We start from the raw sequence: 21,943 nt of genomic DNA, 5'->3' as shown, positions 1-21,943 counted from the left end.
AAATGGAAGATCAGCTTCGAGATTTTATACATTTCTTAATGGTTGAAAAGGGATTGGCCAAAAATACACTAGTATCGTATGAACGGGACCTTCGCAGTTATCTTAAGTATTTGAAGACAGTAGAATTACTTACAGATTTAAACGAAGTGCAACGTCTCCAAATCATACGTTTTCTAGCACAATTAAAAGACCAAGGAAAATCGTCCAAAACACTTGCGCGTCATATCGCCTCAATTCGGGCGTTTCATCAGTTCTTGTTAAGAGAAAAGGTAGTTGAACGTGACCCGACAGTACATATTGAATCACCGCAAAAGGAACGCTCCTTGCCGAAGGTACTCAGCATCCAAGAGGTCGAGAAACTGTTGGAATCGCCTAAAGCAAACGACCATTTTGGCAAACGTGACAAGGCAATGATTGAGCTTCTTTATGCCACAGGAATCCGTGTCAGTGAGTTAATCGGTTTGAACTTAGGAGATGTTCATTTAACGATGGGCTTTGTGCGCTGTTTCGGAAAGGGTAGCAAGGAGCGAATTATCCCGATTGGAAAAACAGCATCGTTGGCACTTCAAGATTATTTAGACAATGGCCGAATTCACTTTATAAAAAAACAAAAAGATGATGCACTGTTTTTAAATCATCTTGGCAAACGATTAACACGTCAAGGTTTTTGGAAGATTTTAAAAAAGTTAACTAAAGAAGCTGGAATTACAAAAGAACTAACACCACACACATTAAGACATTCATTTGCTACTCATTTATTGGAAAATGGTGCGGATTTGCGGGCGGTTCAAGAAATGCTGGGACATGCTGATATTTCAACAACGCAAATCTATACCCATGTAACGAAAACAAGATTAAAGGATGTTTACAGCCAATTCCACCCGAGAGCTTAAGAGATTAATAGGAAAATTAAGCAATCTGTGTACAAAGCCAATATTGTGAACGGAATGTAAAAGCTGTCGAAAAATCGCAGCTTTTTCTTGTTTCTATTTCGATATAAAGAGTACAATATTGATGTCAGACATCTGACGAATCATTGCAAGTATTACGGAAAAAAGAAAGGGAAATCTATTGTTAAATTGGTACAGATTCAACCGAAGGAGGATGAAGCTGAGATGAACACATACAAGCGAATTTTTTTGATTGTCATGGATTCAGTCGGAATCGGTGAAGCACCTGATGCGGAAAAGTTTGGCGATAAAGGAGCTCATACATTAAGGCATATTGCAGAAAAAATGAATGGATTACATATGCCTAATATGGGTCAGCTTGGACTAAGCAATATTGATGAAATTAACGGAATTGAAAAAGCAAGTAAACCGCTTGGTTATTTCACAAAAATGCAGGAAGCTTCCAATGGTAAAGATACAATGACAGGTCATTGGGAAATTATGGGCCTTCATATCGAGACGCCATTTAAGGTTTTCCCTGATGGATTTCCAGATGAATTACTGCAGGAACTTACAGCGAAAACTGGAAGAAAGATTATTGGAAATAAGCCTGCAAGCGGAACGGAAATTCTTGATGAGCTCGGTGAAGAGCATATGAAAACAGGTGCTTTAATCGTATATACATCTGCAGATTCTGTTTTACAAATTGCAGCACATGAGGAGATTATTCCAATCGACGAGCAATATCGTATTTGTAAAATTGCTCGTGAATTAACATTAGATGAAAAATATATGGTCGGGCGAGTAATCGCGCGTCCTTTCGTTGGCCAACCAGGCAGCTTTAAAAGAACAACAAATCGTCATGATTACGCCTTAAAGCCTTTCGGGCGAACGGTTATGAATGAGTTAGCCGATTCCGGATTCGATGTGATAGCCATCGGAAAAATCGCTGATATTTATGATGGCGAGGGTGTAACGGCTTCATTAAGAACCATCTCTAATATGGATGGAATGGATAAATTATTACACTCCTTTGATATGGAATTCACTGGCTTGAGTTTTGTAAATTTAGTGGACTTTGACGCATTGTACGGTCATCGCCGTGATCCAATTGGCTATGGGAAGGCGTTAGAGGAGTATGATGCTCGACTTCCTGAGGTATTTGCAAAAATGCAGGATGACGATTTATTGATCATTACCGCAGATCATGGAAATGATCCCGTACATCATGGTACAGACCATACGCGAGAATATGTTCCGCTAATTGTTTATTCAAAGCAAATGGTACAAGGCAAGGAGCTGCCAGTTCGTCAAACTTTCGCTGATATTGGGGCAACGGTTGCGGAGAATTTTAAAGTGAAAGCTCCTGAATTTGGAAAAAGCTTTTTGCATGAATTAACTTAAGATAGGGTGGCGACGATGAATTTTGATCAAATCAAAAATGCGGCACAATTTTTACAAGAGAAATATCAACACGCGCCGAAAATTGGCTTAATATTGGGATCCGGATTAGGTGTACTTGCGGATGAAATCGAAGCAGCTGTTAAAATTCCATACCATTCCATTCCTGATTTTCCAGTTTCTACAGTTGAAGGGCATGCAGGCCAACTTGTCTTCGGAAAGTTAAATGGTGTTGAGGTTGTGGCAATGCAGGGGCGTTTTCATTATTACGAAGGCTATAGCTTTGATAAGGTTACCTTTCCTGTTCGAGTGATGAAACACCTAGGTGTGGAAAGTTTAATTGTAACCAATGCAGCTGGTGGTATTAATGAGAATTTTGAACCTGGAGATTTAATGCTAATTTCCGATCATATAAATAATATGGGCTCTAACCCACTGATCGGCCAAAATGATGCACAGCTTGGACCGCGATTTCCTGATTTATCCGAATCGTACAGTCGACAATTGCGCGATAAAGCGAAGGAAATTGCTCAACAGTTGAATATATCAATCAAAGAAGGAGTGTACGTTGGCAATACGGGCCCTTCCTACGAAACGCCTGCGGAAGTTAGGATGCTTCGAATTTTAGGAGGAGATGCGGTTGGCATGTCCACAGTACCAGAAGTCATCGTGGCCAGGCATGCTGGATTAAATGTGTTAGGCATTTCTTGCATATCTAATATGGCTGCCGGAATTTTAGACCAGCCACTTACCCATGATGAAGTCATCGAAACAACCGAAAAAGTAAAGGCTAATTTTATCAAATTTATCAAAGCAATCATCGCTTCTTATTAATTGAGAAGCTCTAGGTTAATATTGAGAAACGTGGTGTTCGATAAATGAGAATGGTTGACTTAATTGAAAAAAAACGAGATGGCTTTGAACTTACAAATGAGGAAATTCAGTTTATTATTGATGGATATACGAATGGGGCGATTCCAGATTATCAAATGAGCGCATTGACAATGGCGATTTTTTTTCAAGGCATGTCAGATACCGAGCGAGCTAATTTAACGTTGGCAATGGTCCAATCCGGTGACCAAATTGACCTTTCTGCTATACAAGGTATTAAGGTTGATAAGCATTCAACCGGCGGTGTGGGCGATACGACTACTTTAGTGCTTGGGCCGCTAGTTGCGGCAGTTGGAGTTCCAGTTGCGAAGATGAGCGGGAGAGGCTTAGGGCATACGGGTGGCACGATTGATAAGCTGGAGGCGGTTAGCGGTTTCCATGTCGAAATTGACAATGAAAAATTTATTGAGTTGGTTAATAAAAACCAATTGGCAGTTATCGGCCAAAGCGGAAACTTAACCCCCGCTGATAAAAAGCTATATGCGCTTCGTGATGTGACGGCAACTGTCAATAGCATCCCGCTTATCGCCAGTTCAATCATGAGTAAAAAAATTGCCGCAGGTGCTGATGCAATTGTTCTCGATGTGAAAACGGGAGCGGGGGCATTTATGAAGACACTTGATGATGCTCGTAAGCTCGCACATGCGATGGTTGGTATCGGAAATGATGTTGGTCGCAAAACGATGGCAATTATTTCTGACATGAGTCAACCATTAGGCTTTGCGATTGGCAATGCGCTTGAGGTGAAGGAAGCAATTGATACTCTTCGCGGTGAGGGACCTGAAGATTTAACGGAGCTTTGTTTAACGCTGGGTAGCTATATGGTCTATCTTGCAGAAAAGGCAGGATCACTTGAAGAGGCCCGTGAAAAATTAACCGAAGTCATTCAGAATGGCTCGGCGTTGGCTAAATTTAAGCAGTTCCTTGATTCACAAGGTGGAGACGGTTCGGTTGTGGACGATCCGACTAAGCTCCCACAGGCGGCTTATCAAATAGAATTGCCTGCTAAAGAATCAGGATATGTAGAGGAAATCGTGGCTGATGCAGTTGGTACGGCAGCAATGCTTCTTGGTGCTGGTCGGGCAACAAAGGAGTCAGTAATTGATTTAGCAGTTGGACTTGTACTGAGGAAGAAAATCGGTGACAAAGTTGAGCAGGGCGAATCATTAGTGACGATATACAGCAATAGCGAAAATGTAGATAAGGTAAAGGAAATGCTTTACGAAAACATTAAGCTTTCCGAACACGGAGTCAAAGCCCCGGCACTTATATATGAGCAAATAAAAGATTAATGGATATACATAGATGCGCCAAGTATTTCATAACGAGATGCTTGGCGTTTTTTTTTTTTTATAAAAATACTACTCAGCCATCTCCAAATAAATTCCGCAAGAAAATATTTCCACACAATGTAAATTTTAGTATAAAAACTCCTATATTGGTAAAAAATGAAATCTATCAAGAATGGGAGGTTTATGATGATGAAACGCAACTTATCAATAGTAATAGCGATATTACTTAGTTTAACAGTAGTAATACCTTCAGTTTCTGCACAAGAACAACAGCAGAAAAGCTCAGAACTTGTGGATAATGCAAGATCTGCCATTTTAATTGAAAGAGATACAGGAACAATTTTATACGAAAAGAATGGTAACGAAAAATTGCCTCCAGCCAGCATGACAAAAATCATGACGATGCTGCTAATCATGGAAGCGATTGACCAAGGTAAGCTTGATTGGAAGGAGAAAATTCGTACTAGTGAATATGCAGCTTCAATGGGAGGCTCGCAAATTTTCTTAGAGCCTGGCGAAGAAATGACAACAGAACAAATGCTTAAAGGAATCGCAATTGGTTCCGGTAATGATGCTAGCGTTGCGATGGCTGAACGAATTGCTGGTTCAGAATCAGGCTTTGTTGACATGATGAATGAAAAGGCGAAAGAACTTGGCTTGAAAAATACTCACTTCAAAAATACTACTGGATTGCCAGCTGAGGACCATTATAGTACAGCTCATGATATGTCGATGATGGCAAAAGAACTGCTGAAATATCAGGACATCACAAAATTCACCGGTACTTACGAAGCTTATTTACGTGAGGATAGCGATAAAAAATTCTGGTTAGTTAATACCAATAAGCTCGTTCGTTTTTATCCGGGCGTTGATGGCTTGAAAACAGGATTCACAGGGGAGGCAAAATACTGTCTCACTGCGACTGCACAAAAGGACGGTATGCGCGTCATAGCCGTTGTGTTTGGAGCACCGACCTCAAAAGACCGTAACGCCCAAGTTTCCAAAATGCTAGATTTTGCCTTTGCCCAATATAAGACACATCCTATCTACAAACGTAATATGGCTGTTGCCTTGGCAAAGGTAAGTAAAGGGAATAAAAAGACATTAGGGGTTGTGACAAGCGAGCCAATCTCCGTGTTAACTAAAAAAGGCGAAGATATCAAAGATGTCAAGAAACAAATCGTTATTAATAAAGACATCAAAGCCCCAGTTGCAAAAGGTGATCAAATTGGAACTTTACAACTAGTCTCAAAAGGAAAGGTGTTAACTGAAAGTCCTTTGGTTGCCAATGAAACAATTAAAACTGCAACCTGGTGGGAATTGTATAAACGTTCCTTTGGAATGTTTTCAAAAATGAGTGAATGACGTCGAAACCTCATAGATGACTTCTAGTTTTAGCGAATTCTCACTAGTTTTGTCCGTAAAGAAGGAAAGCGTTCTATCCGCAGCGAATTGACTCACTATACCAATTAAGGAGGCATTGGATCGTGAGTCTAAACATTGATATGGTTATTAAGCATGATGTACTATGCATTCGGTTAGATGGGGAGTTAGACCACCACACCGCAGAAGAGCTTCGCCAACTTGCATCCAAAGCAATTGAAGAATCGAACATACGTCATATTGTGTTAAACCTTGAACAGCTGACATTCATGGATAGTTCAGGACTAGGGGTTATTTTAGGGAGATATAAACAAATCAAGCAGCTCCATGGGGAAATGGTAGTATGCGCAATTTCTCCTGCGATAAAAAGACTATTTGATATGTCAGGTTTATTTAAAATCATCAAGCTAGAGCAGTCTGAAGAATTTGCTTTACAAAGATTGGGGGTAGCCTGACATATGAAAAATAAAATGGAGCTTCAATTTAGTGCGTTAAGTCAAAATGAATCATTCGCACGCGTCACTGTGGCAGCTTTCATAGCTCAGCTTGACCCTACGATGGATGAATTGACTGAAATTAAAACAGTCGTTTCTGAAGCAGTAACGAATGCGATTATTCATGGCTATAACAATGATCCAAGTGGAATTGTTTATATTTCTGTCACACTAGACGATGGTTTTGTTGAATTGAAAATTAAAGATGAGGGAATCGGCATTGCTGATGTGGAGGAAGCGAGGCAACCTCTATTTACAACAAAACCTGAATTTGAAAGGTCCGGTATGGGTTTTACCATTATGGAAAACTTCATGGATGAAGTAGAGGTTTCTTCGCACAGAGGCAATGGAACGATTGTTAAGTTAAAGAAGCATTTATCCCAAAATAAAATGCTATGCAATTAAGGAGTCTTGCCTATGGATGTGGAGGTAAAAAATAATAGTAAGCAGATTTACCTAAAGGACCATGAAGTAAAGGAATTAATAAAACGAAGCCAAACGGGAGATCAAGCAGCACGTGATTTAATAGTTGAAAAGAACCTGCGGCTCGTATGGTCTGTCGTCCAGCGTTTCCTTAATCGCGGCTATGAACCGGATGATCTGTTTCAAATCGGGTGTATTGGATTATTGAAATCAGTTGATAAATTTGATTTATCATATGACGTAAAATTCTCCACATATGCTGTCCCCATGATTATCGGAGAAATCCAAAGGTTTATTCGTGATGATGGCACGGTAAAGGTCAGCAGATCATTGAAGGAGTTAGGCAATAAAATTCGTAAGGCCAAGGATGAATTATCGAAGATTTTAGGAAGAATTCCAACAGTAAGTGAACTGGCAGAATTTTTAGAGATATCTTCAGAGGATATCATCATGGCTCAAGAAGCTAGTCGGACACCCACTTCCATCCATGAAACGGTATTTGAGAATGATGGAGATCCGATTACGCTTTTAGATCAAATCGATGATGGAAATGAGGAAAAATGGTTCGATAAAATTGCCTTAAAAGAGGCCATCCTTGATTTAGATGAGCGGGAAAGATTAATTGTGTATCTAAGATATTACAAGGATCAAACGCAATCAGAAGTTGCGGTGCGTCTTGGAATATCGCAGGTCCAAGTTTCGCGACTTGAGAAAAAAATACTGCAGCAAATGAAGGACCGTATGGATCAATAATCCGTACGGTCTTTTTTGTGCTAAAAAGCGGAAATCACAGCTTTTACAAATGCACCATTATTTGGGCTTCATGAAAGAAAATTATCAAACTAATACTACTTATTAAGAAAACATTGAATTTGGGAAGTGAATGGGATGGACCAAACAATCTACATTCGCATGCGGAACCGCAGTCAGGTTCGAAAGGAAGATAAAGTCTATTTAAAGGATATAGCGCTAATTATCGCTGATGATGAAGTATTGGAAAAGCTGAAAACACTTGAAATATATCAAGTGAAAAATGAAGATCGTAACATTGTCATTATTGATGGTATGAAAGTGATTAAAAGGATTACAAACGTTTACCCAGGCTGTGAGGTGCAAATGATTGGACCATCACAAACCATTGTTGAGGTTATTTTTAAAAAGAAAAAATTTTCATTGCCAGCCTTTTTATTGATTTGGTTTTTATTATTCTTTGGAGCAGCGCTAACAATTATGAATTTCCATGAGGATGTCAGCATGCAAATCGTACAACAAAAGCTTTACACAATGGTCACGGGAAAAAAGGAAATCAAGCCGCTCCTGTTTCAAATCCCATATTCAATTGGGTTAGGGCTTGGTATGATCCTATTCTTTAATCATTTCTTTAGAAAACGAATCAACGAGGAGCCAAGTCCACTAGAAGTGGAAATGTTTAATTATCAGCAGGATATAGACCAATATGTCATTATGCATGAAAACAAGGAAAGTATGAAACATATCGATGATTATTAAAATTATCTTTGTCGTGTTTTTAAGTCTTGCTGGAGGTTTAGCCGTTGGAGCTGGTTTCGTTGCATTTTTAACCGTACTAGGCATTTTACCTCGTTTGACTCAGCTTTCCAAAACCATGAAAATGATTCGTTATTATGAATGGGCCATTGTAATCGGTGCTGTTGTTGGAACTTTTGGCAGTCTGAGAGATCCCGTCTTTGTTCTGTCTCCAGTGTTTATCATTGCACTTGGTTTGGCCGGTGGAATCTTTGTAGGAATGCTTGCAGCTGGATTAACGGAAGTATTAAACGTATTTCCCATTTTAGCAAAGCGAATCGGTATCGAAGATCGAATTGAGCTGTTGATGATGGCGATTGTTCTTGGGAAAATTTTTGGTTCATTGTTTCATTGGATATATTTTGTTAATTGAAGCTAGAAAAGGAAGGGCTAGAATATGGAAAATCAGCGGCGACGAGTTATCATCATAACGGACGGGGATGACTATGCGAGAAAGTCGGTAGAAGGGGTGGCGGCAGAAATTGGAGGCAGATGTATTTCAATGTCGCATGGAAATCCGTCTACTATAAAAGGACCAGAAATAATAAAGATGATTAAGAAAACCCCTCATGATCCAGTTTTTGTTATGTTCGATGATAGCGGTTACGTTGGTGAAGGGGCAGGAGAGGAAGCTTTAAAATATGTGGCAACACATCCTGATATTCAAGTGTTAGGCGTTGTAGCCGTTGCTGCTAAAACGAGGGATACAGAATGGACTAAAGTTGATGTATGTATTGACCGTGAAGGAGTTTTAACTCCTTATGGTGTTGATAAATACGGGATTGCTGAGCTTGAAATGGGACGAATAAATGGTGACACCGTTTATTGCTTGGATCAGTTAGATGTTCCTGTGATTGTCGGAATAGGTGATATAGGGAAAATGGCGCAACACGACCATTTTGAAAGAGGCTCACCAATTACAAAGAAAGCGGTTGAGATTATTTTGGAAAGGAGTGGGTTTTATGGCAACCGAATCGAAGCAAAAGATTCCAATTCCCGAATCACTTGATGAACTTGAAAGCTTTTTTAAAGAAAGAATTGGTTTAGGAACGAGCTTTGATCTAGGTGTTCGAAAGTTAAAGCTTGTCAGAAAGAAAGTTCATTTATACTACGTGAATGGGCTATGTGACACAGGTTTTATTATCGAGTTGATGGAACAACTGATTCGAATTAATGAGCACGAGAAGATGTCGTCCAATTTGTTTGAAACAATTGAGAATCAACTCGTGCACCAATCGGTTAAGCCGATTGAATCTTTAGATGAATTGGTGGACCAAGTGTTAAGCGGGCTTATGGTCGTTACGGTTGAAGGTGAACAAAAGGCGCTCGTGGTAGATGTCCGAAGCTATCCAGGTCGGACTCCTCAGGAACCTGACACTGAAAAAGTGGTCCGCGGGTCACGGGATGGATTCGTTGAAAATATTGTTGTCAACACTGCATTAACGAGAAGAAGAATCCGCGACGAGCGACTTCGCTTTGAAATCATTAAGGTTGGCGAACGCTCAAAAACGGATATTGCCATCGCATATATTAAAGATGTGGCAAACGATGATCTTGTCTCGATCATCAAAAAAGAAATCGAAGCCATTAAAATTGATGGACTCACGATGGCAGATAAAGCCGTGGAGGAGTTTTTACTGAGACAAGGATATAACCCTTATCCGCTTGTGAGATATACAGAACGGGCTGACGTAGCTGCTACACATTTACTAGAAGGACATGTGCTTGTATATGTGGATACCTCTCCAAGTGTGATGATTACACCGACTACATATTTTCACCATATGCAGCATGCGGAAGAGTTTCGTCAATCTCCAGCTGTCGGGACATTTGTTCGGTGGGTTCGATTTTTAGGAGTATTTATTTCCTTGTTTCTATTACCTTTGTGGTTTCTATTTGTTCTTGAACCTCATCTTTTACCAGATAAACTAGCTTTTATTGGTCCAAATGAACAAACGAATATCCCAATCGTCGTTCAGCTTTTCTTAGCTGATGTCGGGCTAGAATTTTTAAGGCTAGCAGCGATCCATACACCGACCCCACTTTCAACAGCAATGGGCTTAATAGCGGCGGTATTAATCGGTCAAATAGCAATTGATGTTGGCCTTTTTGTTCCAGAAGTCATTCTGTATGCTGCACTTGCGACAATTGGGACATTTACGACACCAAGTTATGAATTGAGTATTGCCAATAAGATAGGTCGGCTTCTTTTATTAATTGCTGTTGCAATTTTCCATGCACCGGGTTTTGTTATTGGGACAACAGTATATCTACTATTTTTAACAAGCATTCGTTCACTCAGAACCCCATATTTATGGCCATTTTTGCCGTTTAATCCAAGGGCGGCCTTGCAGATATTAATTCGAACTAGCGTGCCAGGTGACAAAATTCGACCGAGCATTGTCCATCCGAAAAATCGTCAAAAGCAGCCAGCCAACTCCTAGAAAAAAGATTTACAGATGCCAGATAATTGTGATAAAGTTGGTATAATTAAATTCGAGGAAAATAGACAGTATCTCTAGCAGAACTGTCTATTTGCTTATAGATTGTTTTGGAGGGAAAAGGATGTACTTTCATGGAACAACGAAAATAAACGAAAAAGGACATTTGGAAATTGGCGGCATCGATACGATTGACTTAGCCCAACAATTCGGGACACCATTATATGTTTATGATGTGGAGTTAATCCGTAAACGGGCACGCGGTTTTAAAAAAACATTCGACAAACTCAATGTTCCAGCACAAGTAGCATATGCGAGTAAAGCCTTTTCTACCGTTGCAATGGTGCAGCTGGCAAAAGAAGAGGGATTATCCCTTGATGTAGTATCTGGAGGAGAGTTATACACAGCGCTCTGTGCTGAATTCCCTCCTGAAAAAATCCATTTTCACGGCAACAATAAAAGCGTTGAGGAGATTAATATGGCGCTCGATGCGAATATTGGTTGTTTTGTTGTCGATAATTTTTATGAGTTGGATTTGCTTGCAGAACTTTGTGCAGCGAAAAAAGTGAAGGCAAATATATTAATCCGAGTAACACCTGGTATCGAAGCACACACACATGATTATATTTTAACCGGCCAAGAGGACTCTAAATTCGGTTTTGATTTACAAAATGGACAAGCAGAAACGGCGCTTAAGCAGGGAATGAAATCGGAATGGCTAAATGTGCTTGGTATCCATTGTCATATCGGGTCGCAAATATTTGAAACGACCGGTTTTATTTTGGCGGCGCAAAAGATATTTGAAAAATTAGCTCAATGGCGCGATGAACATCAGTATAACCCACAGGTTTTAAACTTAGGCGGCGGTTTCGGAATACGCTACACAAATGAAGATGAACCATTAGAACCACATCAATACGTGGAAAAAATCATTGCTGAAGTAAAGACTCAAGCGGATATTTTTAAAATGACTATGCCAGAAATATGGATTGAACCAGGCCGATCACTAGTTGGTGATGCGGGTACGACTCTATATAAAATAGGTTCACGAAAAGAAGTTCCAAATGTGCGAAATTATTTAGCTGTTGACGGCGGAATGAGTGACAATATTCGACCTTCATTATACCAGGCTAAATATGAAGCCGTTTTGGCGAATCGTCCGTTGGAGCAAGCAGAAGAGACTGTGAGCATCGCGGGTAAATGTTGTGAATCAGGGGATATGCTGATTTGGGATCTTCCGCTTCCTAAAACAACAAACCAAGATTTATTGGCTGTATTCTGTACAGGAGCATATGGGTATTCCATGGCTAATAACTATAATCGGATTCCACGTCCACCGGTTGTGTTTGTCGAAAATGGAGAGGCAACTTTAGTTGTTAAGCGGGAATCTTATCAAGATCTTGTTAGACTCGATTTACCGTTAAACTCAAGTGTAAAAATATAAACCTTTTTATTACTTTTTTCAAGAAAACTCCTCTTTACAAAACAAATGTACGGGGGTATGATAATCATCAGTTTCAAATTCTTAAATCGCTTAATCTTTATAGGAGCGGGGGAACCAATTTGTAAACTTAACAGTTTACTTGGGGTGAATCCAATAAAAGCGCTAGGCAATTGGATGTCTAGCTACAGTGTCTAGACGCTAACGATTTTTATATGTCTAGACACAGCGCCTAGGGGCTCGAGGTCATAAGTCAATCCGTCCAAAAGGTCAAAAAACGACCTTTAGGCCGGCTCGTCTTATGCTTGTCACCCCTGAGCAAGGCGCTTTCGCTTTTCTTGGTAGGGCTACTCAATGGCCCGAATCCGACAGCTAACCTCGTCAGCGTTACGTGAGAGGAAGGTGACAACTGGTGCGACATTGCTTAACTATGTCCACAGGGGTATGCTTTATGCCTCTGTGGACTTTTTACATTAATTCAGTGGAGCATATCGTTAATAAATAATAATATCGGTTAAGCAGTTAAAAACAACTGTTTAGTTAATAATAAGTTTAAAAAGTATATCAAGCTATCAATCTTAATTTTTGCCCAGTTGTTATAAGAGAGAAGTGCTGTTATGTACTCGAACCATTTCATTTTGGTAAATAATAGTGTAGAATAAGTTTTAATTAAATTTTCATTGAAGAAAATCTTTGAAGCATGTATGATGAAAACAATGATGTTCGTTTGCAACAAATGAAAATTATTACATATAATGTCAACGTAGTGAAATAAATGCATGAATTGTCGTAGTGTGTATACTGTGGTCTGGACATGTTTATATAATTAATGAGGGATACGATATGTTAATTCGTTATAAGAAAACTTTTGAGAAAATAGCAATGGGCTTGTTGTCTTTTATGCCAACCGAAAAAGATTTGAAGAAGTTACAGCAAACGATGAAACAGTATGAATTAGATGAACATTGGCAACTTTTCTTATGGAAAGAAGAAGATATCATCGGTTTAATTGGGATTGTGAACGAGCCAGATTGTTTAATGGTTCAGCATATATCTGTGAATCCTTCTCATCGCCATCATGGTATTGGGAAAGAAATGGTCGCAGCACTGAGGGATTTGTACCCAGGTAAGGGGTTTGTTCCGAATGAAGTCACTGCACCTTTTATTGACAAATGTCATCAATGTAAAAATACAGAAGGCAGGGGCTAATCAGCATCCCTGTCTTCTTTTTGCTTTCTTTTGGCAATGGCTAGTTGACGCTCTCGATTAACATCACTTCGATCCCGCAGTTTATGACGGTCAATTAGATCAACTTGGTTGAGATTGCTATCTTGACCCCAAATGAAGCCTGAAGCTTGCGTAGCATCGAGGCAAAGCTTTAGCAGAGATTTGTCGATAATAGGTAGATTAAAGCTTTTGTAAGGAATATCATTTTGTATGTCGATGAGGCGTTGTTCTAATAACAATAATAATTTAGCCATATCTATCCCTAATTGGTGCTGTGATGTTTCGCCAGCACGAAAAATGGTCAACGCCTTTGCTAACGTTCGTACTGCACCATTCTTATTTTGCCTGCGAAAATGGTAATTTGAAACAGCGAGCAAAATGAAGCCTACCCAAATTGACTGTTTGTCTTTGACTTCTAGTTCCTTCCAATATTCTTCTAATATTTCATGGCATTCAAAATAATCTCTATCACCATGAAAGTGAACTAAGTATTGTATATAGGCTGTTGGGTACATCGTAGTTCTCCCTGAAATTTTACTATCAGTTTAGCACAAATCAATAGGTGATTAAAAATGATAAAGCCCGGCTATCACAAGCCAGGCTATGTCAGTATTGATGTTTGATTAACCGGTCGCTTCCGCTTTTCTTATTGTCCAGCTCCAGCGACCAGCGTCTAGTGGACTTCGCCCATCTCCCTACGATTAGTCAACATCGAATCGCTTGCGCTCTTCGTGTTTCCTTTATCTCAGTCGACGTGCTCCAGTCCATACGCCGCTAACCGGTCGCTTCCGCTTTTCTTATTGTCCAGCTCCAGCGGCTAGGGGCTCGGGGTCATAAGCCAATCCGTCAAGAAGGTTAAAGAACAACCTTCATGCCGGCTCGTCTTATGCCTGTCGCCCCTGGGCAGCCGCTTCCGCTTTTCTTAAAACCAGGATGCACCTACAATGATTAATAAGATGAATAGGACTACGATTAATGCAAAGCCACCGCCATAATTATGTCCGCCTGACATATCCATTCCTCCTCTTTCATGATGTAACTTATTACATTGCATCATATGTGGAATTTGGTTTTAGGTTTGGGCGTTTGTCATCATTTTGTTAACAAAAATCTACACGTTTAAAATTATATTGGATTCATTTCCAGCATCCTCTATACTAGAAATAGTGTTTTCATGAATATGGAAAAACTTATATGAGAGAATTTTGGTGAATGACATGCAATATAGTGTAAAAATTGACGCTTTTGAGGGCCCTCTTGATCTGCTCCTTCATCTTATTAATACATTGGAAATTGATATTTATGATATCCCTGTTTCAGAAATAACGGAACAATATTTATTGTACATTCATACGATGAATGAACTTCAATTGGATGTAGCGAGTGAATTTCTCGTCATGGCTGCGACATTGTTAGCTATTAAGAGTAAAATGCTTTTGCCTAAGTATGAGGATGAACTAGATGATGAGGGCTTTGAAATTGAATTAGAACAGGACCCACGTGATGAGTTGGTGGAAAGGCTAATTGAATATCGCAAATACAAGGAAGCTGCACAGGACTTAAAATCGTTAGAGGAAGAGCGGAGTATGATTTATACGAAAGCACCAAGTGATCTATCTGATTTAGCTGGAAGTGTTAAACAAGATACAAGCGAATTAAATGTCACTTTGTACGATATGTTAGGTGCGTTTCAAAAGCTATTAAGAAGGAAGAAACTTCAGAAGCCATTGCCAACAAAAATTACTAAGCAAGAAATACCGATTCAAACCCGGATGAAAGAAATTCTCGTAGAGCTAAAAACCGTGACTGGTAGGAAAAATTTCTTTGATTTATTTCCTTATCCGGAGCGAGGGCATATTGTCGTAACATTTTTGGCTATATTAGAATTAATGAAACGAAAAGAAATTCACGTGGAACAGGAGCAAAATTTTGCAGATATTTTTGTGTCCGCTGTGAAGGAGTGAACCATGTTTGGAAAAGAATCAACTTAAAGGTATAGTAGAAAGCTTGCTGTTTGCTGCTGGTGATGAAGGACTTACTGTTAAACAATTGGCAGAGGTTCTGGAAATTACCGGAGAAAGAGCACAAGAATTGTTAAATGAAATGAAACAAGAATATACACAAAATGAGTCAAGAGGTATTTCTGTTGTTCAGTTAGCGGGTACATATCAATTGGCGACAAAAAAAGCAAATGCCGATTATTTAAAAAAGCTGGTCGAAGCACCTGGAACAACTCATCTTTCGCAAGCAGCGCTTGAAACACTAGCAATCATAGCTTATAAGCAACCTATTACTCGGGTGGAGATTGAGGAAATACGTGGAGTGAAGACAGAACGTCCGATACATACCCTCGCAGCGAAAGCGTTAATTAAGGAGGTAGGACGTGCTGAAGGAACGGGACGAGCAATCCTTTACGGTACAACAAAAGAGTTTCTTGATTATTTCGGATTACGAAGTATAGACGAGCTCCCACCTTTACCAGATAAAGTCGATGAGGAATTTGTTCAGGAGGAAGCAGATTTATTTTTTGATAAATTTCAAGAGGCGATTGATTCGTAACTTTTCTGACACATTTTCAGGGCGATATGGTAAAATGAAATTGTCTTTAACTTACTTACCAAAGGTTTTTTATGCATTTTTTTTATTGGCGGTTTTGGATTTGTCCGGAGGAGGGAATAGTTTTGCTTGTAAAACTATGCAAAGGCTATGAGTTAGAAAAAGAAAAGCCCAATACTTCAGAGGATTTTTTTAATCGTAGTGAAGTAGTATATGTGGAAAATGGAGAAGAAAAAACGCTGCATGTATTATATGTTCGGTACTTTGATGATCAAATCAATGAATTTACCCCTTACACAGATAAGATAGTGTTTCAGAATGGTACAGGAGAGGTAACGTTTAAGGATATTGTTGCTCTTGTATGCTTAATCAAAAACCCAGGTTTACGGGATCGGAAGCGTATTTACATAAATAAACAAGCTGAGTTCGCTTCTTATTTTGAAGGGATCGATTTTTCGAAACTACCTGAGATTTTCCAAAAACTTAACAGTAATCAGGGGTATGAACTTCAATCTTTATCTGAATTTATTGTTCAACCTCAATAGAACTTAACCAAATGGGGGAAAAATAATGGGAAATACGATAGTCAAAGCCCAAATCGAAGATGTTCGGTACTTTTTAGCTAAATCAATTGCTGAATTTGAGGAATTTTTAAATGAAAATACATTGTCAAATCTTTTGGAAAAAAAGCCTGGCAATCAAGAATATTATAAGCTTCTATTAGCAAATATTAGAAAGCTGCTTGTTTATTGTGATGAATGTCTTGATTCTTGTAAGGTGATTTTACATACAGATGCTTTCCCAAAAGCGGCTGCTGAGAAAACTCTTTACAGAATCTACCACCAATGTATCGAGGAATTTTTCTCGCCAAAAAATGACGCTTGGTTCGAGGATAGCCGTTCTGCATATACAGGAAAAAATTCGATCAAGCTTCGCCAAGAGGCTCCAGAGAATATCACCAAGCTTCTTGCAGGCCTTGAGGGTGAGTTTCAAAGAGTGAGGGAAGAGCTTCAATACTATGAAACAGATTACCGTACAAAAATGATACAATCAAATTAAACAAAAGGGAGTGGCCGTAACAGGTCACTCTTTATTTTTTTTAAAACGAATTTGGTAGGCGAATCCTTCCAAATCTTAGTCATTTCTTCATCCGTCTTTCATAGGCTAGAAATGATACGAAGGAAATGGGAGGAACTTGGATGGCAAACTTTGAAGGCTATGTGAGGGATGTAATGGGATGGAACCAGGAGTTGTTACAATTTTTGGAATCTGAACAGGTTGATAAAAATGAGGAAATATGGAAAAAGCTAGACCATTTTAGTGAAGTACTAGAAGGAGTATCGACTGATCCTTCGCAGCTTCAATTAGCAACAATCCAGTCACAGGTTGAAGCATTAAATGATGAATTAGAACGTTATTTTACGGAAAGGCAAAATATAGGAACTGTATGGATGAAGGAACCGGAAGTAGCTATTGGGGGTCATACCTTACCTCCACTTCCATATGCCTATGATGCATTGGAGCCTTTTATTTCTAAGGAAATCATGCAGCTTCATCATGATAAGCATCATCGCTCTTACGTAGATGGATTAAACAAAGCTGAAAAAATGTTAAAAAAGGCTCGTGAATCACATGATTATTCTTTAGTGAAGCATTGGTCTAGAGAACTTTCTTTTCATGGTTCAGGTCACTATTTGCACACGATTTTTTGGAACAATATGAAGCCTAAAGGTGGCGGACAGCCAGCTGGGAGATTACTCTCAAAGATACAATCCTATTTTGGCAGTTTTGAAGCGTTTAAAAAGCACTTTAGCGAGGCTGCAAAGGAAGTAGAGGGAAGTGGCTGGGCGCTTCTTGTTTGGTCTCCTCGAGCACGTCATCTTGAAATCCTACAAACAGAAAAACATAATAATTTAACTCAATGGGATACGATTCCTCTCCTAGTTCTCGATGTTTGGGAACACGCCTATTATCCACAGTATAAGAACGATCGCGCGGAATATGTGAAAAACTGGTGGTCTGTAGTGAATTGGAAGGATGTCGAAAAAAGATTTGACGAAGCTAGTCAACTAAAATGGCGACCGTTTTAAACATGAGGTCGGAAGCTGGGACAGAACTAAATTATCCGCTATTAAAAACGAATGATTTTTATGTAGGTATATGAATAAATAAGCGGAGAAAATCCCGTTATTGTATGTAAGGGGGGCTAATTGTGGTGAAATAAGAGTATAATTTCCGCTTAACACCTCCCAAAAAGACAAAATCCAGTGATATTTATGAAATAAGCGGAAAAACTCCTGTTATTATTAAGGAAATATGGGCATCTCCTAAAATAAGTGGAATTCTTCCGCTTATTTTCAAACACAAGGAAATAAACATTCGGGTTAACAGACCCACATGCCAAAATTTGCACATCAATGTAATTCACAGTTATTTCAGGGTAGAGTTTTTGTAAAAAGGAATTAAAATAAAAAAATCGAACTATTGGGAAATTCAGAGTTTGAATTTCGCATCATAGTTCGATTTTTTTTAACTGAATACTTATGTCCAAGCCTCTTTCTTTTTATTATTGTTAATGCGTTCCAAGCGAAAATCAACCTGTAACATCCATCCAGTTCTTGTCATAATGGCTTTTTACTCGCATAAACTTGTACAAACCCCAAAAGGAGACGAGGTTTATTAAATGAAAAAGATTTCTAAGCTTTTGCTCTTAATTTTCATCATTTCCTTCATTGTCATAAATATTGCTCCTATTGTACATGCAAAAGGTTCAATAAGCGCGAGAAATGCAGTTTTAATTGAACAGAACTCAGGTAGAATATTGTTTCAAAAAAATGCCTTTGAAGTGCGGAGAATTGCCAGCATTACAAAAATTATGACTGCGATACTAGCCATTGAATCAGGAAAATTAGATGAAACAGTTACTGTAAGTAACCGAGCAGTGCGAGCGGAAGGTTCATCTATTTATTTGAAATTAGGAGAAAAAGTAAAATTAGAGGATCTCGTTTACGGCCTAATGCTACGTTCAGGCAATGACGCTGCAGTGGCGATAGCTGAGCATGTTGGCGGAAGCTTGGAAGGGTTTGTTTATTTAATGAACCAAAAAGCAGAAGAAATTGGCATGACAAAATCACATTTTGCCAATCCGCATGGTTTGGATGATTCAAAGGAACATTATTCAACAGCCTATGATATGGCGATTTTAACAAAATACGCAATGATGAATTCTACATATCAAAAAATTGCTGGAACAAAGGTCCACCGAGCGCCAAATCCGACTGAAAAATGGGACAGAGTTTGGAAGAACAAAAATAGACTACTAACAGAAAAATATAAATACACCACTGGTGGGAAAACGGGGTATACGAAATTAGCAAAAAGAACACTGGTGACGACGGCTACAAAAGGTGATTTGGATTTAATTGCTGTAACTTTAAATGCCGGTGATGATTGGAATGATCACATTTTTATGTATGAATCTGCGTTTAATAAATATGATTTGGCTGAGGTCATTACTCCAGGTTCCGTTAAGGATGTCAAGGATGATTTTTATCGTAAGCGGATTTATATTAAATCCGGAGTAGTATATCCAGTAACGAGTGAGGAGCAAGACAAATTTAGGGTTGAGTATAAACTGGTCAAGCCTAAACGGGACTGGAAAGATCAAGAAAAAGTCCCCAATGTAGTTGGGAAAGCCATTGTATATTTTGGTGATGAGAAAATTGAACAAGTATCGATATATTATAAGCATATTGAAAAGAAAAAAACATCAGTTTGGGACTATTTCAAAAATGCTTTACAGCTTATAACAGGCGTGAACTCAGATGGTTAATTATATTTGGGTCGGAATGACCATAATTGGACTTGTTTTTGCAATGGTGAACGGGACGATAAAAGAAGTGAATGAAGCTATTTTTAATGGTGCAAAAGAAGCTGTAACGTTATGTATTGGGTTAATCAGCATCCTAGTATTTTGGTTAGGTATAATGCGAATAGCTGATGATTCAGGGCTTCTCGCAAAATTGACAGGATTATTTCGTCCGTTAATCGTTAGACTGTTTCCTGAAGTGCCGGCAAACCATCCGGCAATGGGCTATATTTTATCCAATATGATAGCGAATATGTTTGGATTGGGAAATGCTGCAACTCCGTTAGGTATAAAGGCAATGGAACAGTTGAAGAAACTTAATGGCGATAAAGATTATGCCAGCCGTTCGATGATTACTTTTTTAGCAATTAATACAGCCAGCATTACGATTATTCCGACGACGGTCATTGCGATTAGAATGAATTACCATTCTGATTCACCCACTGAAATAGTCGGACCTACGTTGATTGTTACTACATTATCGGCAATTGCCGCTATTATCATCGATCGATATTTTCACTCTCGAAGAAGTCGTAAAGGAAGAGACTAATATGGCAATGATTTCGATGATTTCGCTATGGCTAATACCAATATTAATTGGCTCAATACTAATTTATGGGACAATTAAAAAAGTTCCAACCTATGAAAGCTTTGTTGAGGGTGGAAAGGAAGGAATTAAGATTGCTGTTTCAATTATCCCTTATTTAGTGGGAATGCTTGTGGCTATTACAGTCTTTCGGGCATCAGGTGCCCTTGATTATTTTATGAAACTAATGGGACCATGGGTAAATGCACTTGGAATACCATCAGAAATCATTCCTTTATCCATCATACGACCGATATCAGGTACAGCAGCACTAGGAATGACGAGCGATTTAATAGCTACCTATGGTCCGGATTCGTTTGTTGGCCGCTTAGCCTCAGTCCTGCAGGGAAGTACAGACACAACGTTTTATGTATTGACCGTTTACTTTGGTGCGGTCGGCATAAAGAAAATGGGAGATGCCCTAAAAGTCGGACTGTTGGCAGATGTAGTGGGAATCATTATCTCCATTGTCGTTGTTGCTTTTGTTTTTGGTACAAAATAATATTCTATCGTATGACCCAGCTGGATGAAGGCTGGGTTATTTTTGTTTCCTTTTAAAAATTCGACAGCATTATTCTTTTTTTGTATTTCTTCTACAAATAAAGCTAGGTTACTTTGAAATTTGACGATTTTATGTCATAATTCAAGGGATAGAATTGGAGTTTTTATGCTTCGATTTACTTAGAATTTGAGGTGGCATTTTATGGAACGCTTGCAAAAAGTTATTGCCCATGCAGGAATTGCATCACGAAGAAAGGCTGAACAAATCATTCTAGATGGAAAAGTGACCGTAAATGGAAAAGTCGTGAAAGAGCTTGGAATTAAAGTATCTCCTTCAGATCGGGTAGAAGTTGAAGGGATACCGCTTGAACGCGAAGAGCCGGTTTACTTTCTTTTTTATAAACCACGGGGAGTCATCTCGAGTGTCCAGGATGAAAAGGGCAGAAAGGTGGTTACCGATTTTCTCCCAGTCATTAAACAAAGGGTCTACCCTGTTGGAAGATTAGATTATGATACTTCAGGTCTGCTATTGCTTACGAATGATGGTGAATTTGCAAATTTGCTTATGCATCCAAGTAATGAAATAGACAAAGTTTATGTTGCCAAAACCAAGGGAATTCCAACGCGTGAGAATATTAAGGCGTTACAGAGAGGAATTCAACTAGAAGATGGTAAAACTGCACCAGCAAAAGTGAAGATGCTTTCTTTTGATAAACGGAAACAAACAGCAGTCATTGAAATTTCGATTCATGAAGGCAGAAATCGCCAAGTCAGGAGGATGCTTGAGGCGATTGGATGCCCGGTCATAAAGCTTAAACGTGAACGTTATGGCTTTTTAACATTAGCTGGACTTTCAGCTGGGGATATGAGGGAATTAACACCTCATGAAGTAAAACAAATTAGGGTGATGGCGACAAGTAAAAGTTCATAAAAGTGTCATAGTTGAACATTGTGTTAACAATATCTTAATGTTGGAAAGTGTTATAATTTAATGAAAATTGCTT

Annotated in this window: 25 protein-coding genes and 1 riboswitch; of the genes, 23 read left to right on the top strand and 2 right to left on the bottom strand. The window is 39.0% G+C overall.

Translation table 11 applies throughout. From position 1 onward, the window contains the following. Window positions 1-2 precede the first annotated feature (2 nt). From xerD to FXW34_RS10005, 14 genes are all read left to right on the top strand, one after another. Window positions 3-893: a site-specific tyrosine recombinase XerD gene (gene xerD / locus FXW34_RS10070; protein ID WP_147533857.1), complete on the top strand. Its 891-nt coding sequence runs from the start codon at window positions 3-5 to the stop codon at window positions 891-893. Between the two features lie 222 nt (window positions 894-1,115). Then, entirely contained in the window at window positions 1,116-2,294 is a 1,179-nt protein-coding gene (gene deoB / locus FXW34_RS10065; RefSeq protein ID WP_147533856.1) for a phosphopentomutase, read from the top strand. Between the two features lie 15 nt (window positions 2,295-2,309). Beyond that, entirely contained in the window at window positions 2,310-3,125 is an 816-nt protein-coding gene (locus FXW34_RS10060) for a purine-nucleoside phosphorylase (RefSeq protein WP_147533855.1), read from the top strand. Between the two features lie 44 nt (window positions 3,126-3,169). After that, window positions 3,170-4,474 carry a pyrimidine-nucleoside phosphorylase gene (locus FXW34_RS10055; RefSeq protein ID WP_147533854.1) on the top strand — a complete coding sequence of 435 codons (1,305 nt, stop codon included), beginning with the start codon at window positions 3,170-3,172 and terminating at the stop codon, window positions 4,472-4,474. Window positions 4,475-4,663: 189 nt separating this feature from the next. Beyond that, complete coding sequence (locus FXW34_RS10050; RefSeq protein ID WP_147533853.1) at window positions 4,664-5,839, top strand: D-alanyl-D-alanine carboxypeptidase family protein; 1,176 nt, start codon at window positions 4,664-4,666, stop codon at window positions 5,837-5,839. Window positions 5,840-5,961: 122 nt separating this feature from the next. Next, window positions 5,962-6,312, top strand: a complete 351-nt coding sequence (gene spoIIAA / locus FXW34_RS10045; protein ID WP_147533852.1) for an anti-sigma F factor antagonist — start codon at window positions 5,962-5,964, stop codon at window positions 6,310-6,312. 3 nt (window positions 6,313-6,315) lie between these two features. Beyond that, the gene (gene spoIIAB / locus FXW34_RS10040; RefSeq protein ID WP_147533851.1) at window positions 6,316-6,756 is read left to right on the top strand and encodes an anti-sigma F factor; all 441 of its coding nucleotides are present in this window, start codon (window positions 6,316-6,318) and stop codon (window positions 6,754-6,756) included. A 12-nt stretch (window positions 6,757-6,768) separates the two neighbouring features. Beyond that, window positions 6,769-7,527: an RNA polymerase sporulation sigma factor SigF gene (gene sigF / locus FXW34_RS10035; RefSeq protein WP_147533850.1), complete on the top strand. Its 759-nt coding sequence runs from the start codon at window positions 6,769-6,771 to the stop codon at window positions 7,525-7,527. Window positions 7,528-7,662: 135 nt separating this feature from the next. Next, window positions 7,663-8,283, top strand: a complete 621-nt coding sequence (locus FXW34_RS10030; protein WP_147533849.1) for a stage V sporulation protein AA — start codon at window positions 7,663-7,665, stop codon at window positions 8,281-8,283. Then, window positions 8,273-8,692 carry a stage V sporulation protein AB gene (locus FXW34_RS10025; RefSeq protein ID WP_147533848.1) on the top strand — a complete coding sequence of 140 codons (420 nt, stop codon included), beginning with the start codon at window positions 8,273-8,275 and terminating at the stop codon, window positions 8,690-8,692. Before FXW34_RS10030 ends, FXW34_RS10025 begins: the two co-directional genes overlap by 11 nt. Window positions 8,693-8,716: 24 nt before the next feature. Beyond that, window positions 8,717-9,328, top strand: a complete 612-nt coding sequence (gene spoVAEA / locus FXW34_RS10020) for a stage V sporulation protein SpoVABEA (protein ID WP_147533847.1) — start codon at window positions 8,717-8,719, stop codon at window positions 9,326-9,328. Beyond that, window positions 9,282-10,763, top strand: a complete 1,482-nt coding sequence (locus tag FXW34_RS10015) for a spore germination protein (RefSeq protein WP_147533846.1) — start codon at window positions 9,282-9,284, stop codon at window positions 10,761-10,763. Before spoVAEA ends, FXW34_RS10015 begins: the two co-directional genes overlap by 47 nt. A gap of 121 nt (window positions 10,764-10,884) precedes the next feature. Next, window positions 10,885-12,204 (top strand): diaminopimelate decarboxylase, encoded by a 1,320-nt coding sequence (lysA, locus tag FXW34_RS10010; protein WP_147533845.1) that lies wholly within the window; start codon window positions 10,885-10,887, stop codon window positions 12,202-12,204. 77 nt (window positions 12,205-12,281) lie between these two features. Next, a riboswitch (cyclic di-AMP (ydaO/yuaA leader) is annotated at window positions 12,282-12,604 on the top strand. A 440-nt stretch (window positions 12,605-13,044) separates the two neighbouring features. Further along, window positions 13,045-13,410, top strand: a complete 366-nt coding sequence (locus FXW34_RS10005; protein WP_147533844.1) for a GNAT family N-acetyltransferase — start codon at window positions 13,045-13,047, stop codon at window positions 13,408-13,410. Here FXW34_RS10005 and FXW34_RS10000 read toward each other — a convergent pair. Further along, window positions 13,407-13,943 carry a DUF309 domain-containing protein gene (locus FXW34_RS10000; RefSeq protein ID WP_147533843.1) on the bottom strand — a complete coding sequence of 179 codons (537 nt, stop codon included), beginning with the start codon at window positions 13,941-13,943 and terminating at the stop codon, window positions 13,407-13,409. The genes FXW34_RS10005 and FXW34_RS10000 overlap by 4 nt on opposite strands. A 407-nt stretch (window positions 13,944-14,350) precedes the next feature. Then, a complete protein-coding gene (locus FXW34_RS09995; protein WP_147533842.1) occupies window positions 14,351-14,440 on the bottom strand; it encodes a YjcZ family sporulation protein in 90 nt (29 codons plus the stop codon). Window positions 14,441-14,645: 205 nt separating this feature from the next. On the opposite strand from FXW34_RS09995, the gene FXW34_RS09990 reads away from it, so the two are divergent. From FXW34_RS09990 to FXW34_RS09950, 9 genes are all read left to right on the top strand, one after another. Then, entirely contained in the window at window positions 14,646-15,392 is a 747-nt protein-coding gene (locus FXW34_RS09990) for a segregation/condensation protein A (protein ID WP_147533959.1), read from the top strand. A gap of 7 nt (window positions 15,393-15,399) precedes the next feature. After that, window positions 15,400-15,987, top strand: coding sequence for an SMC-Scp complex subunit ScpB (gene scpB / locus FXW34_RS09985; RefSeq protein ID WP_147533841.1), 588 nt, complete (start codon window positions 15,400-15,402; stop codon window positions 15,985-15,987). 122 nt (window positions 15,988-16,109) lie between these two features. After that, complete coding sequence (locus FXW34_RS09980; protein ID WP_147533840.1) at window positions 16,110-16,529, top strand: hypothetical protein; 420 nt, start codon at window positions 16,110-16,112, stop codon at window positions 16,527-16,529. A gap of 25 nt (window positions 16,530-16,554) precedes the next feature. Continuing rightward, complete coding sequence (locus tag FXW34_RS09975) at window positions 16,555-17,043, top strand: YpuI family protein (RefSeq protein WP_147533839.1); 489 nt, start codon at window positions 16,555-16,557, stop codon at window positions 17,041-17,043. Between the two features lie 140 nt (window positions 17,044-17,183). Then, on the top strand, window positions 17,184-18,074 hold the full coding sequence (locus tag FXW34_RS09970) for a superoxide dismutase (RefSeq protein WP_147533838.1): 891 nt from the start codon (window positions 17,184-17,186) through the stop codon (window positions 18,072-18,074). Window positions 18,075-18,667: 593 nt separating this feature from the next. Then, window positions 18,668-19,816 (top strand): D-alanyl-D-alanine carboxypeptidase family protein, encoded by a 1,149-nt coding sequence (locus tag FXW34_RS09965; protein ID WP_147533837.1) that lies wholly within the window; start codon window positions 18,668-18,670, stop codon window positions 19,814-19,816. Then, the gene (locus FXW34_RS09960) at window positions 19,809-20,402 is read left to right on the top strand and encodes a nucleoside recognition domain-containing protein (RefSeq protein WP_147533836.1); all 594 of its coding nucleotides are present in this window, start codon (window positions 19,809-19,811) and stop codon (window positions 20,400-20,402) included. The genes FXW34_RS09965 and FXW34_RS09960 overlap by 8 nt, the downstream gene beginning before the upstream one ends. A gap of 1 nt (window position 20,403) precedes the next feature. Continuing rightward, window positions 20,404-20,940 carry a spore maturation protein gene (locus FXW34_RS09955; RefSeq protein ID WP_147533835.1) on the top strand — a complete coding sequence of 179 codons (537 nt, stop codon included), beginning with the start codon at window positions 20,404-20,406 and terminating at the stop codon, window positions 20,938-20,940. Between the two features lie 201 nt (window positions 20,941-21,141). Next, the gene (locus FXW34_RS09950) at window positions 21,142-21,870 is read left to right on the top strand and encodes a pseudouridine synthase (RefSeq protein WP_147533834.1); all 729 of its coding nucleotides are present in this window, start codon (window positions 21,142-21,144) and stop codon (window positions 21,868-21,870) included. Window positions 21,871-21,943: the final 73 nt, after the last annotated feature.

Origin of the sequence: Bacillus marasmi (assembly GCF_902168435.1) — a bacterium.
GTDB classification, from domain to species: Bacteria; Bacillota; Bacilli; order Bacillales; family Cytobacillaceae; genus Bacillus_BU; species Bacillus_BU marasmi.
Note: the sequence above shows the minus strand (reverse complement) of the source record. Positions and strands in the feature narration are given on the sequence as shown.